This is a genomic window from Alexandriicola marinus, assembly GCF_004000435.1.
In the GTDB taxonomy this organism is placed as follows: domain Bacteria; phylum Pseudomonadota; class Alphaproteobacteria; order Rhodobacterales; family Rhodobacteraceae; genus Alexandriicola; species Alexandriicola marinus.
In genome coordinates this window covers 41,510-54,562 of record NZ_RBVZ01000007.1, presented here as the reverse complement: position 1 = coordinate 54,562, position 13,053 = coordinate 41,510, and the positions used below count along the sequence as shown (strand labels likewise).

The 13,053-nt window shown below is 64.6% G+C and carries 13 protein-coding genes and 1 riboswitch; of the genes, 9 read left to right on the top strand and 4 right to left on the bottom strand.

All coding sequences use genetic code 11. The annotated features are described in order from the left end of the window. The first annotated feature begins 40 nt into the window (after positions 1 to 40). On the top strand, positions 41 to 553 hold the full coding sequence (locus tag EP376_RS17325; RefSeq protein ID WP_127656888.1) for a CarD family transcriptional regulator: 513 nt from the start codon (positions 41 to 43) through the stop codon (positions 551 to 553). A gap of 90 nt (positions 554 to 643) precedes the next feature. Here EP376_RS17325 and purD read toward each other — a convergent pair whose 3' ends face one another. Then, a complete protein-coding gene (purD, locus tag EP376_RS17320; RefSeq protein WP_127656887.1) occupies positions 644 to 1,909 on the bottom strand; it encodes a phosphoribosylamine--glycine ligase in 1,266 nt (421 codons plus the stop codon). 72 nt (positions 1,910 to 1,981) lie between these two features. On the opposite strand from purD, the gene xseA reads away from it, so the two are divergent. Next, positions 1,982 to 3,535: an exodeoxyribonuclease VII large subunit gene (gene xseA / locus EP376_RS17315; RefSeq protein WP_127656886.1), complete on the top strand. Its 1,554-nt coding sequence runs from the start codon at positions 1,982 to 1,984 to the stop codon at positions 3,533 to 3,535. Between the two features lie 18 nt (positions 3,536 to 3,553). Here the strand turns inward: xseA and EP376_RS17310 are convergent, their stop codons facing one another. Together EP376_RS17310 and EP376_RS17305 are read right to left on the bottom strand one after the other, a co-directional pair. Continuing rightward, positions 3,554 to 3,949 carry a hypothetical protein gene (locus EP376_RS17310; RefSeq protein WP_127656885.1) on the bottom strand — a complete coding sequence of 132 codons (396 nt, stop codon included), beginning with the start codon at positions 3,947 to 3,949 and terminating at the stop codon, positions 3,554 to 3,556. A gap of 33 nt (positions 3,950 to 3,982) precedes the next feature. Beyond that, positions 3,983 to 5,023, bottom strand: coding sequence for an alkane 1-monooxygenase (locus EP376_RS17305; RefSeq protein WP_127656884.1), 1,041 nt, complete (start codon positions 5,021 to 5,023; stop codon positions 3,983 to 3,985). A gap of 130 nt (positions 5,024 to 5,153) precedes the next feature. On the opposite strand from EP376_RS17305, the gene ftsY reads away from it, so the two are divergent. The 5 genes from ftsY (at position 5,154) to EP376_RS17280 (ending at position 9,633) form a co-directional block, all read left to right on the top strand. Then, positions 5,154 to 6,521, top strand: coding sequence for a signal recognition particle-docking protein FtsY (gene ftsY, locus EP376_RS17300; protein ID WP_127656883.1), 1,368 nt, complete (start codon positions 5,154 to 5,156; stop codon positions 6,519 to 6,521). After that, positions 6,518 to 7,426 (top strand): hypothetical protein, encoded by a 909-nt coding sequence (locus EP376_RS17295; RefSeq protein WP_127656882.1) that lies wholly within the window; start codon positions 6,518 to 6,520, stop codon positions 7,424 to 7,426. The genes ftsY and EP376_RS17295 overlap by 4 nt, the downstream gene beginning before the upstream one ends. A gap of 22 nt (positions 7,427 to 7,448) precedes the next feature. Next, the gene (locus tag EP376_RS17290) at positions 7,449 to 8,351 is read left to right on the top strand and encodes an EamA family transporter (RefSeq protein ID WP_127656881.1); all 903 of its coding nucleotides are present in this window, start codon (positions 7,449 to 7,451) and stop codon (positions 8,349 to 8,351) included. A 9-nt stretch (positions 8,352 to 8,360) separates the two neighbouring features. Continuing rightward, positions 8,361 to 8,978 (top strand): inner membrane-spanning protein YciB, encoded by a 618-nt coding sequence (locus tag EP376_RS17285; protein ID WP_127656880.1) that lies wholly within the window; start codon positions 8,361 to 8,363, stop codon positions 8,976 to 8,978. Between the two features lie 67 nt (positions 8,979 to 9,045). Beyond that, on the top strand, positions 9,046 to 9,633 hold the full coding sequence (locus tag EP376_RS17280; RefSeq protein WP_127656879.1) for a hypothetical protein: 588 nt from the start codon (positions 9,046 to 9,048) through the stop codon (positions 9,631 to 9,633). On the opposite strand, the gene EP376_RS17275 is transcribed toward EP376_RS17280, so the two are convergent. After that, entirely contained in the window at positions 9,630 to 10,298 is a 669-nt protein-coding gene (locus tag EP376_RS17275) for a Crp/Fnr family transcriptional regulator (protein ID WP_164744966.1), read from the bottom strand. The two genes, EP376_RS17280 and EP376_RS17275, sit on opposite strands and share 4 nt — an antisense overlap. 138 nt (positions 10,299 to 10,436) lie before the next feature. Continuing rightward, positions 10,437 to 10,514, top strand: a riboswitch (SAM riboswitch). Between the two features lie 57 nt (positions 10,515 to 10,571). On the opposite strand from EP376_RS17275, the gene metZ reads away from it, so the two are divergent. Both metZ and folE2 read left to right on the top strand, forming a co-directional pair. Continuing rightward, positions 10,572 to 11,747 (top strand): O-succinylhomoserine sulfhydrylase, encoded by a 1,176-nt coding sequence (gene metZ / locus EP376_RS17270; protein WP_127656877.1) that lies wholly within the window; start codon positions 10,572 to 10,574, stop codon positions 11,745 to 11,747. 168 nt (positions 11,748 to 11,915) lie between these two features. Beyond that, complete coding sequence (gene folE2, locus EP376_RS17265; RefSeq protein ID WP_127656876.1) at positions 11,916 to 13,016, top strand: GTP cyclohydrolase FolE2; 1,101 nt, start codon at positions 11,916 to 11,918, stop codon at positions 13,014 to 13,016. Positions 13,017 to 13,053: the final 37 nt, after the last annotated feature.

Genomic DNA, 13,053 nt, shown 5'->3' with positions numbered 1-13,053 from the left:
TAGCCGGGAATGGGTTGCGCCAGAGCCAAGAAAGGACGCCATGAGCAAGTCGAAGAAACCTGAATTCCGCCCGAATGACTTCGTTGTCTACCCTGCGCACGGAGTAGGACAGATCGTGTCCATCGAAGTTCAGGAAATTGCGGGCATGTCATTGGAACTGTTCGTGATTTCCTTTGAGAAGGACAAGATGACGCTGCGTGTGCCGACCCATAAGGCAACCGAGGTCGGAATGCGGTCCTTGTCGTCGCCCGACGTGGTGGCGCATGCGATGAAGACGCTGCGCGGCAAGGCCAAGGTCAAAAAGGCCATGTGGTCGCGCCGGGCACAGGAATATGAGCAGAAGATCAATTCCGGTGACCTGATCGCGATTGCCGAAGTGGTGCGCGACCTGCACCGCGCCGACGATCAGCGCGAGCAGAGCTATTCCGAGCGTCAGCTTTACGAGGCCGCGCTGGAGCGCCTGACCCGCGAGATCGCGGCTGTTGCCGGCAACGATGAGACGGCTGCTGCCAAGGAAATCGATTCTGTTCTGGTCAGCCGCGCTGCCGCCTGAGCCGAACGCCCGCACTGAACGAGAAAGCCGCGCCCGTTCGGGCGCGGCTTTTTCCGTCTCGGTCTTGCGGCCTGATCCGGCCGGGACGTCCTATCCCAGGGCGCGCCAGCCGATGTCGCGGCGGCAGAATCCCTCGGGCCAGTCGATCCGGTCGATCATGGAATAGGCACGATCCCGCGCCTGTTCGAGCGTGTCGCCACGCGCGGTGACGTTCAGGACCCGGCCGCCGGTCGCGAGGATCTTTCCGTCCCTCTCCGTCGTTCCGGCATGAAAGACGATCTCGCCCGCAGTCTCGGGGAGGCCGGACAAGCCCCTGATCTCGGTGCCTTTTTCATAGTCGCCCGGGTAACCGTGCGTGGCCAGGACGACGCTGATCGCGTGGTCATCGGCCCAGTTGGGGCTGGCCTCGTGAAGCCGGCCATCGGCGCAGGCCTGAATCAGGTCGAACGCCTGGGCGCCCAGCCGCATCATCAGGGCCTGGCATTCCGGATCGCCGAACCGGCAATTGTATTCGACCAGTTTGGGCGCGCCGTCGACGATCATCAGCCCCACGAACAGCACCCCGGAATAGGGTGTGCCGCGACGGGCCATTTCTTCCATCGTGGGACGCACGATCCGTTCCAGCGCGGCTTCGGTGATCTCGGGCGTCATGCAGGGGGCCGGGGAATAGGCACCCATGCCGCCGGTGTTCGGGCCCTCGTCGCCGTCGAAGGCGCGCTTGTGATCCTGCGCCGTGCCCATCGGCAGAAGTGTCGTGCCGTCGACCAGAACGAAGAAAGAGGCTTCTTCCCCGTCCATGAATTCCTCGATCACGACCGAGGCGCCGGCCTCGCCGAACTGGCCGCCGAACATGTCGGTCACGGCGGCGCGCGCCTCGTCGAGGGTCATCGCCACGACAACGCCTTTGCCGGCGGCCAGACCATCGGCCTTGATCACGATGGGCGCGCCGGTCTGGTCCAGATGCGCCAGCGCCTCGGCCTCGTTGTCGAACCGGGCCCAGGCCGCGGTGGGCGCCCCTGCCGCGTCGCAGATCGTTTTTGTGAAGGATTTTGAGGTCTCAAGCTGTGCTGCAGCCATCGAAGGCCCGAAAACTGCAAGCCCGGAGTCGCGCAGCCGATCGGATACGCCTGCCTCCAACGGGGCTTCGGGACCGACGATCACGATATCGATGGCATTTTCAGAGGCGAAGGTCGCGACGCTGTCGCCATCAAGGATGTCGAGGGCCGCGCATTCGGCGATCTGTGCGATGCCTGCGTTGCCGGGCGCCACGATCAGCTTGTCGCATTTCGGATTCTGCAGCGCGGCCCATGCCAGGGAATGTTCCCGCCCGCCGCTGCCCAGGATGAGTATGTTCATGAAGCCCCCGCTTGGCCTTGCGTCGGGTGCGTTCTAAGGTCGGCTCAGGTCAGGCACAAGGACACATGGGGCATGGAGCTTTTCGACGACGAACCCGACACGCCGCGCGGCAATTCGCCGGAATTCAGCGTCTCGGAGATCTCGGGCGCGATCAAGCGCACCATCGAGGGCGAGTTTGCCCATGTCCGCGTGCGGGGCGAGGTGGGCCGCGTCTTCAAGGCGCGCACCGGGCACCTGTATTTCGATCTCAAGGATGACCGCAACGTTCTGGCCTCTGTCAGCTGGAAGGGGCAGGCCGCGCGGCTGACCCATCTGCCCGAAGAGGGGATGGAGGTCATCGCGACGGGCAAGCTGACGACCTTCGGCCCGCAATCGAAATACCAGCTCAACGTCGAGGATCTGCAGCCCGCAGGCGCGGGCGCGCTGATGGCGATGCTGGAAAAGCGGCGCAAGGCGCTGGCCGCCGAGGGGCTCTTTGCCGATGAGCGCAAGCGTCCCTTGCCCTATCTTCCCGAGGTGATCGGCGTCGTGACCTCGCCATCGGGCGCGGTGATCCGTGACATCCTGCACCGGCTGCGCGATCGGTTCCCGCGCAAGGTTCTGGTCTGGCCGGTCGCCGTGCAGGGGCAGGCCTGCGCCGGCGACGTGGCCCGCGCGATCCGGGGATTCAACGCGCTGCAACCTGGCGGCGTGCTGCCGCGCCCCGATCTGATCATCGTGGCCCGCGGCGGCGGCTCGATCGAGGATTTGTGGGGCTTCAACGAGGAGATCGTCGTCCGCGCCGCCGCCGAAAGCCAGATCCCCCTGATCTCGGCCGTCGGGCACGAGACGGACACGACGCTGATCGACTATGCCTCCGACAGGCGGGCGCCGACGCCCACAGCGGCCGCCGAACTGGCGGTGCCTGTCCGCTCCGAACTGCTGGCCGGGCTTGATGGTTTGACCGCACGGATGAGCCGGGGGCTGGAGCTGGGCCTGCGCGGCCGCAATCAGCGGCTGGCAGACCTTGGGCGGGCGCTGCCACGGCCCGAATCGCTCTTGTCGTCGGCGCGGCAACGCTTTGATCTTGCGGCCGAACGGCTGAACGGCGCGCTGCGGCAGGCCGTGTCAAAAAAGGCGGTGCGCCTTGCGGACCTCGGCTTGAGGACAGGCCCGCTCCGGCAGGCGCTGGCCCGCGACAGGGACAGGCTGGCGGATCGGGCCTCCCGCCTTGGCCCCGCGCTTGAGCGGCAAACCCGCGACGGGCGGCAGCGGGTCGATCGGGCGGTAGAGCGGTTGGAACCAGCCATGTTGCGGCGGCTCGAACAGGCCCGCGACACCGAACGGCGCGTGTCGGCCCGGCTCTTGCCGGTGCTGGTCGAGGACAGGATCGCCCGGGCGCGCGACCGGGTTCTGGGCCTTGATCGTCTTCGCGAAACGCTGGGCTATGAGGCGACGCTGGCGCGCGGCTTTGCCGTCGTTCGGGCCGAGGGGCGCATCGTCACCGGCAAGGCCGAGGCGGAGGGCGCATCACTGCTCGAGGTTCAGTTCCGGGACGGCAGGCTTGACGTGGCACCGGGCGGCGCGCGCCCACAGGCGAGCAGGAAACCCAAGGAGCCCCCCCCGGAACAGGGCACGCTGCTTTAGCCGTCAGCCCCCGATCGCTCAGACGCCGATGTCGGGGCCGATACAGCCAAGACCGTCCTCCGCCTCGCCTACCTCGTAGAGGGAGCCAAGGGTGGTGCCATCCAGAAATTCGGCGCGCAGGCCGCCGGTTTCGCGGAAGAAGCGCCAGCAATGCGGGTCGGGATCGAAATCATAGACGAAACAGATCGCATCGTCCTGGGGATACCAGCGGCCCTCTTCGCATTGGCCATCGAGGAATGACCACGTCACGAACCGTCCGGGGTGGTATTCTTCCGCCCCGTAGACCTCGCCATTCACGCCGTAGGACAGGGTGCGCCCGGTGACATAGGCCTCGAATTCCTCGGCCGTCATCGGGGTGTCGGCCGCGACGAGGCGGGGGAATAGCAGCGCAAACAGGATCACGATCATTCGCATGGCGCAAACCCTGCCAGATCGCGACATCGCGGGCTAGGCGGCCGGGGTCACATCGTCGTGGGCTGCGCGCCATTCCGCCACGCGGGGGTCCATGACCCTGCGCCACAGGTTTGGCGACAGGGCGATGCAGCACATGGCGGGCAGGCTACGCGGCAGCATCGGCATGTCGCCGTCGAGCCTGAGCGCGGGGTATTGCACCATCGGGCGTACATGATGATCGGAATGGCGCGGCGCGTTGAGCATCATCGCGGCCGAGGCGCGGTGCGGGCTGTTCCAGCTGTGTTCGGCACCCACCGGAACGGGGCGGCCATTGGCGGTGATACGCCGCATCAGCCCGTAATGCTGCACGTAATCCGACATCAGAAGCTGGGTCTGCGCAAAGGCCGCAAGCCAGAGATGGAACAGCACGCCCTTGGGCCCCGCCACCAGATAGCTGAGTGCCAAGAGGCCAAGCGCGCCCCCCACATAGACGATGTAAGGGTTGCGCCAGGCAGGCCGGCCTGCGGCGTGGCTGCGACGGATCTCGGCCTGCAGCCCCTCGCGAAAGCCACCGACCCAGGCCCGGAGCATGTAGCGGTAGAGGCTTTCGCCCCGGCGTGCCGTCGCGGGGTCGGCAGGCGTTGCGACGCGGATATGATGTACAAGGGTGTGGGCCGAGCTGTGGTGACCATACAGCAGGGAAATGTAGATCCAGCTGCCGAGGTTGCGCAGCCATCGGGGGCGGCAATGGATCAACTCATGCGCGTTGGGATTGCTGATTTGCCCGAAGTACAGACCAGCGGCGATGAATAGCCCCGCTTTTTCCATGGTCCCGAGCGTGTCGTCGCCCGCGATGCGCCAGATGACGACGGTCAGCAACACGAAATGCACGCCGCCAAGGATCACGGACAGCGCGGTGCCCGCCGGGAATTCCGATCCTCCGGGTCCGTTGTCCGCGCGGCGGGCCAACTCGTCGGTCAGGCCGATGAACAGGGTCATGAAGGCCACCGCAGATGCGATCCACACGCCGCCCCATGCCGCGCCTGCCGCGATCAGCATGGCGGGGATCAGTGTCGCGGCGGCGAAGACTGGCATGAACGCTCCGTGATAAGCGCGAACGGGATAACGACGATTATGACCGGCAGGAGGGCCCGGACAAGGGCAGGGCCTTTCAAATTCCCGCTGGCGTGGTTAGTTGGTCTTGAACCACGAAAAAGGCGGCGCAATGTCATTTTTCAAGAAATTGAAGGACAAGCTTTTCACTTCCTCGTCAAAGCTGGACGAGGGGCTCGAGGCGATTGTGGAAGAGGGGGCCGCCCCCGAGGAAGAGGCCCCCGCCCCTGAGCCGCCCCCACGCGAAGTCCCCGCGCCCGAGCCGTCGCCCGCGCCCGCGCCGGAACCCGAGCCTGTTCCGGCGCCTGAACCCGAGCCGGTGGCCCCGCCGGAGCCCGAAGAAGTGCCCCGGCCCGCCCCCGAACCGGAGCCTGCCCCCGAACCGGAACCCGTTCCCGGCCCGGAGACAGAGCCGGCCCATGATCCCGAACCCACGCCCGAGCCTTTGCCGGTCCCGCCGAGGCGGGAGCCGGAACCCGAACCGGAACCCGTGGGTATCCCTGCGCCAGAGCCAAGCCCGGCCTGGCCCGAAGAGCCGATGCCCGCCCCGCAATACGATCCGCCGACAGCGGAGGCGCTGGTGGCCGAGGCGCCCCGACGCGGCCTCATGGGCCGCCTCTTCGGCCGCGAAGAGGTTGCCGTCCCGCGCCGGGTTCTCGATGACGAGATGCTGGAACAGCTGGAAGAGCTGCTGATCCGGGCCGATATGGGCGTCGATACCGCCCTGCGCGTCGCCGCCAACCTAGCCGAAGGGCGCATGGGGCGCAGGCTCTCGGTGCCCGAGATCAAGGGCCTTCTGGCCGATGAGATCACCCGCATCATGGAGCCCGTCGCCAAACCGCTGCCGATCTATCCCATGAAGCCGCAGGTCGTTCTGGTGGTGGGCGTCAACGGGTCTGGCAAGACGACGACGATCGGCAAGCTTGCCAGCCAGTTTCGCGCAGCCGGCAAGAGCGTCGTGATCGCGGCCGGCGACACGTTCCGCGCGGCCGCTGTCGAACAACTCCAGATCTGGGGCGACCGGGCGGGCGTCCCCGTTCTGACCGCGCCCGAAGGCTCCGATCCGGCAAGCCTTGCGTTCGACGCGATGACCAAGGCGCAGGCCGAAGGGGCCGACCTTCTGATGATCGACACCGCCGGACGCCTGCAGAATCGCGCCGACCTGATGGAAGAGCTGGCCAAGATCGTGCGCGTGATCCGCAAGAAGGATCCCGACGCGCCCCACAACACCATGCTGGTGCTTGATGCGACGACCGGCCAGAACGCGCTTTTGCAGGTCGATATCTTCCGCAAGGTGGCGGATGTGTCGGGCCTCGTGATGACGAAACTCGACGGCACGGCAAAAGGTGGCGTGCTGGTGGCGCTGGCCGACAAGTTCGGCCTGCCGATCCATGCGATCGGCGTGGGCGAACAGATCGACGACCTCGCGCCCTTTGATCCGCGCGAATTCGCAGAGGCCCTCGTGGGGATTGCCGAATGAGGGCGCTGGTTGCGGCCCTGATGATCGCAGTGGCCGGTCCAGCCGTGGCCCAGCAATCGCCCGCAACCTGTCAGGACAGCTGGGACATGCTGGCACGCGCTATGCCCATCGCCGTCTCGGCGGAGATCACGGCCGAAGGCCCGCTTTGCGTGGCCCGGACCGTCGAGGCCAACGAAAGCTTTGCCCAGATCCTGATCGACCGGATCACGTGGGAAGGGCAGGGGCTCGACCGCTTCGCCGAAGAGGGGATACCGCCCCGCTCGCTCATGCTGACGGTCGAACGCGCGCGGACGGTCCGGCTGACCGGCGATCTTCGCACGGATTATGTGCGGCGGGCCCAGGCCCTCAACGAGGCGGTCTCGGGTCGGCTCGAGATGCGGTGGGATCAGCTGACGAACCGGCTGTTCCTCGATGCGCTGAACCTTGATTTTCCCGGCGAGAATGGGTTGCGCATGTCGGCGCAGGCCGGCGGCGTCGATTTGTCGAGCATGAGCACCCTGCGCACCAGCCTCGGCAGCGCCGTGCTTGCATCGATGACGGTCGATGTGACGACGTTCGGGCTGTTCGAGACCTATCTGCTGGAGCGGCTGGTCCTGACGGCCATGGCGCCGGACGAGGATCCGGCGATCTCGATGCCCGGATTGGTGGCCGATCTGTCGCGCCAGATCGAGGCACTGCCGGACAGCAGCTTTACCGCCGAGACCAGGGCCGAGATGATCACCTTCCTCGAGGATTTGCCGTCGCCGCGCGGCGACCTGCGCATCTCTGTCACGGCGGATCCGCCCTTCGGCTGGATCAGGCTTGTGCCGAACTGGCTGAATTCCGGTGGTGTGCGCAATCCCGAGACCTTGCTCGACGGCGTGCGCATCCGCTTCGAATACACCCCCAGACCGCCCGCGCAATGATCGGGCGACAGGGTCGGCGCGGGTGAGCGACTGGCTGATCTCGATCGCGGGAACGGCGCAAGGCGCGTCGGTCGCCACGATGATGGCGCTGATGTCGGCCTTCTTTCACGCGGTGTTCGGAGCGTTGCAGAAGGGCGCGCATGACCCGTGGCTATCGCGCGGATCGATTGATCTGTCGTTCGCGGTGATCTCGGCGCCGATCGCGCTGTTCCTCGTGCCGTGGCCCGATACGAGGATGGCGCTGATCATCGCGGGCGCGGTGGTCGTGCATTTCTTCTACAAGCTGACGATGGCGCGCGCCTATGAACGGGCGGCTTACACGGTCGTCTACCCGGTCGTGCGCGGAACCGGCCCGATCGTCACCGTGGCGGCTGCATCGATCATCTTCCGTGAGCATTTCACCGCGATGCAATGGGTGGGCGTGGTCTGCCTGTCTGGCGGGATCCTGCTGCTTGCGCTGCGCAACCTCAGCGAGGAAAAGGTCGATCCCCGCACGATCAAGGTGGCGCTTGCCTGGGCCACGCTCTGCGGCGTTCTGGTTGCGGTCTACACCACCTATGACGCCTGGGGCATTCGCCAGTCGGCCGATCCGTTCACGTTTCTCGCGTGGTTCTTTCTGTTCACCAGCCTCGATTTTCCGGTCATCGCGTGGCTGCGCTATCGACGCATGGCCGACCCGCCCCGGATCGGCCCCCTGATGGCGCGCGGGGTGATCGGCGCGGTGCTGGGCTGGTTCAGCTTTGGCGGCGTGATGCTGGCGACCTTCCTCGACAAGGTGGGGGAGGCGGCCGTCCTGCGCGAGACATCGACCGTGTTTGCCGCGCTGATCGGTTGGTTCATTCTGGGCGACAACGTGGGCCCCAGGCGGTTGATCCTGATGTGCCTGATCGCTTTGGGGGCTGTCATCGTGGAACTTGGCGGATAAGAGGGGTTCATGAGCGAACGTCAGATCAATCCCGTCCTGAAGCAGGTCCTTGAACTGGGGCCGACAATTGTCTTTTTCCTGATCTATCTTCGGTTGCGGGACGAGACCTTCCAGATTGCCGGAACGGATTACAGCGGCTTTATCGTGGCCACCGTGATCTTCGTGCCGATTCTGCTGGTGGCCATGGGGATCCTCTGGGCGATGACCGGCAAACTCAGCCGGATGCAGGTGTTCACCGCCTTCATGGTCGTCTTTTTCGGCGGGCTGACCGCGTGGTTCAACGACGAGAGATTCTTCAAGATGAAGACCTCGATCGTCTACGGCGCCTTCGCCGCGATCCTCGGCCTCGGGCTCTTGCAGGGGCGCAGCTACATGCAATGGGTGATGGGCGAGATGCTTCCGATGGAAGACGCGGGCTGGATGATCCTGACGCGCAGGCTGACGGCGATGTTCGCAGGCCTTGCGATCGCGAACGAAGTCATCTGGCGCACCCAGAGCACGGATTTGTGGGTGAAACTCGAGACTTTTGCCTTTCCGGCCGTGCTGTTCGCGTTCCTGTGGCTGCAGATCGTCTCGCTTCAGCGCTACCTGCTGATAGAGGACGACGAGGGCGCCTCGGAAAAGTAGGGCCCGACCACGCAAAAGCCTCAATTCGGCCACGCGATTGACCCCGATCCTAATCAAGAATTCAGGAATGATCCGTCGCATATTCATACAGATGGGCTCGATGGCCTCGCTGATCCCGCCGCTGGGACTGGATTTTCTCTGGCCGTCGCTTGCGCTCATCACCGTCTGGACGTCGCTGGGCTTTGCCGGCCTCGATCCGGAGGCCGCTCTCGTGACCTCGGTCGTTCTCGCCATGAGCACGCAAGCCTGGAGACGCATACCCGAAGCGATGGAACAGCGCCGGCCCGACGGGCCGTCCGGCACGATAGCCGTCGCGCTTGCCATTGGCCTGATCGGGGCGATCCTGATCAGCGGCGATGCGGTTGTTGCGCAGCGCACCATCTCTGTCCTGCTGATGGTGGGCGCCGTTCTGGCGCTGACCTATCGCGAGGAGCCCACCAGCTTCGAGACAGAATCAGAGGCCCGCTTTCACCGGCATGTGGGGCTTGTGCGCTCGGTTCTGGGGCTGTTCGCCATCGCCGTGAACGAAGCGCTGATCCTGACCGCACCGCTGCACATCTGGGTCGTCGTTCTGGCGCTTGGACCGCTTCTCTACCATGCGGCGTTCTGGGTCGTGCTGTTCCTGACAACGCCGGATTGCGACGATCCCTACTAGGAATATTCCGGAGGCAGGTTCTTGGGGGCGACTGCAAGGGCCACCTTCGCGGCCAGATCCGTCGAGATCAGCGCCTCGAGCGCCAGCCGCGCCCGGGGATTGCGCCGGGTTTGCCGGGCCAGCGCCTCGATTGACCAGCTGATCACCTCGGCCCCCTTGTCAACCGTGATCGTGGCCGAACTCGGCCGGCCCGTCAGATAGGCGACCTCTCCCACGAAAACCCCGGACGGGATCAGGAAACGCTCGCCCAGCTTTTCGGCCGATATCCGGCCCGACAGCACGAAATAGAGCGTGTCGACCGGTCTGCCTTCGCGGGTCATGACAAGGTCATCCTCAAGCCGGTAACGGTGGGCGTGGCGCAAAACCGACCTCAGATCGCCCGGCGGGATCGAGGCGAACCTGTCGCGCATATCCCTGAATTTCGGCGGCACCATCCACCATGCCCGCCGCGCCAGCAACAGCCCCAGACCGATCAGGTTCGCCGTGAAGGTCAGCATGCTGGCATAGATCGCACCCCAAAGCGGCGCATCACCTGCAATGAAGTAATACAGGATGTAGAGCGCTGTCCCCAGCAGCAGGACCAGCCGAAGGATGACCTGATTGATGATCAGGTAACCGACGATGAAAGCCAGACCGGCCAGTACAATCACGATATCAGGCTGCAAACCATGTCCTCCCTGACGCCCTTCGCCGGGGCGTCGCACTCGCATGCGGGACGAAGACCACGCAGGCACCCCGAAAGGCAAGACCTGTCGTGCCGCCCCCACCCGGAGGAGGCTTGACCGATCCCCGCCCCGGGTCTATTGCACGAGCGTGGCGATTTGTTACCGGATTGCGGGCCACGTAAAACAAACCGCTAAAGAGGTAGGAGCGGATACCGCCCCGATACCTTTGCCGGTGTCGGGGCTTTTTTGTGCCCCGAGAACGGGAGAAGAGAGATGACGATTTCAAAACGCACCAAGGCGGTGCATGGCGGTGTCCGCCGGAGCCAGTACAACGAAGTGAGCGAGGCGATCTTTCTCACCCAAGGGTTCGTCTATGACAGTGCCGAAGCCGCCGAGGCACGCTTCCTTAAGGCCGGCGACGACGAATTCATCTACGCCCGCTATGGCAACCCGACCGTGCGCATGTTCGAGGAGCGGATCGCGGCGATCGAAGGCACCGAGGATGGCTTTGCAACGGCCTCCGGCATGGCGGCCGTCAACGGCGCGCTCACCTCGATGCTGCGGGCGGGAGATCATGTGGTGTCGTCGCGGGCGCTTTTCGGGTCGTGTCTCTATATCCTCGAGGACGTTCTGACGCGCTTCGGTGTCGAGGTGACCTTCGTCGACGGCACCGATCTTGATCAGTGGAAGGCAGCGATCCGCCCCGACACAAAGGCTGTCTTTTTCGAATCCATGTCGAACCCGACGCTCGAGATCGTGGACATCCGGGCCGTGTCCGACCTCGCCCATGCGGTTGGTGCCACCGTGATCGTCGACAACGTGTTCTCGACACCGATCTGGTCGGATGCCGTGGCGCTGGGCGCCGATGTGATCGTCTATTCGGCGACCAAGCACATGGACGGGCAGGGCCGTGCGCTGGGCGGCGTGATCCTTGGAACGAAGGAATTCATCCGCAAAACCGTGGAGCCCTATCTCAAGCATACGGGCGCGGCGCTGTCGCCGTTTTCGGCCTGGCTGATGCTGAAGGGGCTCGAGACGATGGACCTCAGGGTCCGGGCCCAGACCGAAAGCGCGCGGTCGATCGCGGACGCGCTGGCCGGCGATGCGGGCCTGTCACGCGTGATCTATCCCACGCTTGAAACCCATCCTCAGCATGACCTGTGCCTGTCCCAGATGGGCGGCAAGGGCGGCACGGTGCTGGCCTTCGATTGCGGCAGTCAGGAGGCGGCGTTCAAGGCTCTCAATGCGCTGGAGATCGTTCTGATCTCCAACAATTTGGGTGACGCCAAATCGATCGCGACGCATCCCGCGACTACGACGCATCAGCGCCTGTCGGACGAGCAGAAGGCGATCCTCGGTATCACGCCGGGGCTGATCCGGCTGTCTGTCGGGCTCGAGGATACGGCCGATATTGTGGCGGATTTGCGCGGGGCACTGGCCGCGATCTGACCGCGGCGGGGCCTGTGCCGACGCCTAGAATGGCGTTTTCCGGGGCGAGGGGGTCGTCGAGCTTAATGAAACGTTCATGAACGGCCGTTAGGGTTTTCAGGATTTCTGTGGAAATCGAAAAGGCAGGCCCCATATACTGGTGCTCTGTCGCAGCCTCAGGGGGCCAAAATGAACCATTTTTCCCGGGATCTCGAACGCGAGCCCAGCCGTGAAGACGCCGAGGCGGCGCTGGATCTGCTGCGCCGTTGGGTTGTGGATGTCACGCCAGAAGAGGCCGCGATGCTTGATCCGATGGTCTCGCGCCTGATCCCTGGCCGCGAACTGGCCAATTATCCTGCGCTTGCGCGGGCCTATCCCGAGGATTTCGAGGCTGACGAAGATTACCGCGCGACGATGCCCGATCTTCAGAACGGCCCGTCCTCGCTGATCCGTGGCGCGCAGCGCCCGATCCAGCATGTCGGCATCTCGAACTTCCGTCTGCCGATCCGCTTTCACACCCGCGACAATGGCGACCTGACGCTGGAGACGAGCGTGACGGGCACCGTCAGCCTCGATGCCGAGAAGAAGGGCATCAACATGTCGCGGATCATGCGGACTTTCTACAAACATGCCGAGGAAACCTTCTCCTTCGAGGTGATCGAAAAGGCGCTCGACGCCTACAAGACCGATCTCGAAAGCTTCGATGCGCGTATCCAGATGCGGTTCTCCTTCCCGATGAAGGTGCAATCGCTGCGCTCGGGTCTGGCAGGCTACCAGTATTACGACATCGCGCTCGAGCTGGTCGAACAGGATGGTATCCGCAAGAAGATCGTTCATCTCGACTATGTCTATTCCTCGACCTGCCCCTGTTCTCTGGAACTCAGCGAACATGCGCGGCAGATGCGCGGCCAGCTGGCCACCCCGCATTCGCAGCGTTCGGTCGCTCGGATTTCGCTGGTGATCGAGCCCGGCCCCTGCCTGTGGTTCGAAGATGTGATCGACATGGCCCGTGCGGCCGTTCCCACCGAGACGCAGGTGATGGTCAAACGCGAGGATGAACAGGCCTTTGCCGAACTGAACGCCGCCAACCCGATCTTTGTCGAGGATGCGGCGCGTCTGTTCAGTGAGCAGCTTCAGCTTGACCCGAGGGTTGGTGATTTCCGCGTTCTGGCAAGCCATCAGGAAAGCCTGCACAGCCATGACGCCGTGAGCCTTCTGACCGAGGGCAAGACCTTCGCCTCCGAAAGCCTCGATCCGAGGCTTTTCGCGACGCTCTTCCACGTGGGCTGATCCCGACTTTGCGCTTTGGGCCCGTTTTCGGGCTAAT

Excerpts from the sequence above, each read along its gene's own strand:
- EP376_RS17325 (WP_127656888.1), top strand. The coding sequence starts at position 41 with ATGAGCAAGTCGAAGAAACCTGAATTCCGCCCGAATGACTTCGTTGTC.
- purD (WP_127656887.1), bottom strand. The coding sequence starts at position 1,909 with ATGAACATACTCATCCTGGGCAGCGGCGGGCGGGAACATTCCCTGGCA.
- xseA (WP_127656886.1), top strand. The coding sequence starts at position 1,982 with ATGGAGCTTTTCGACGACGAACCCGACACGCCGCGCGGCAATTCGCCG.
- EP376_RS17310 (WP_127656885.1), bottom strand. The coding sequence starts at position 3,949 with ATGCGAATGATCGTGATCCTGTTTGCGCTGCTATTCCCCCGCCTCGTC.
- EP376_RS17305 (WP_127656884.1), bottom strand. The coding sequence starts at position 5,023 with ATGCCAGTCTTCGCCGCCGCGACACTGATCCCCGCCATGCTGATCGCG.
- ftsY (WP_127656883.1), top strand. The coding sequence starts at position 5,154 with ATGTCATTTTTCAAGAAATTGAAGGACAAGCTTTTCACTTCCTCGTCA.
- EP376_RS17295 (WP_127656882.1), top strand. The coding sequence starts at position 6,518 with ATGAGGGCGCTGGTTGCGGCCCTGATGATCGCAGTGGCCGGTCCAGCC.
- EP376_RS17285 (WP_127656880.1), top strand. The coding sequence starts at position 8,361 with ATGAGCGAACGTCAGATCAATCCCGTCCTGAAGCAGGTCCTTGAACTG.
- EP376_RS17280 (WP_127656879.1), top strand. The coding sequence starts at position 9,046 with ATGATCCGTCGCATATTCATACAGATGGGCTCGATGGCCTCGCTGATC.
- metZ (WP_127656877.1), top strand. The coding sequence starts at position 10,572 with ATGACGATTTCAAAACGCACCAAGGCGGTGCATGGCGGTGTCCGCCGG.
- folE2 (WP_127656876.1), top strand. The coding sequence starts at position 11,916 with ATGAACCATTTTTCCCGGGATCTCGAACGCGAGCCCAGCCGTGAAGAC.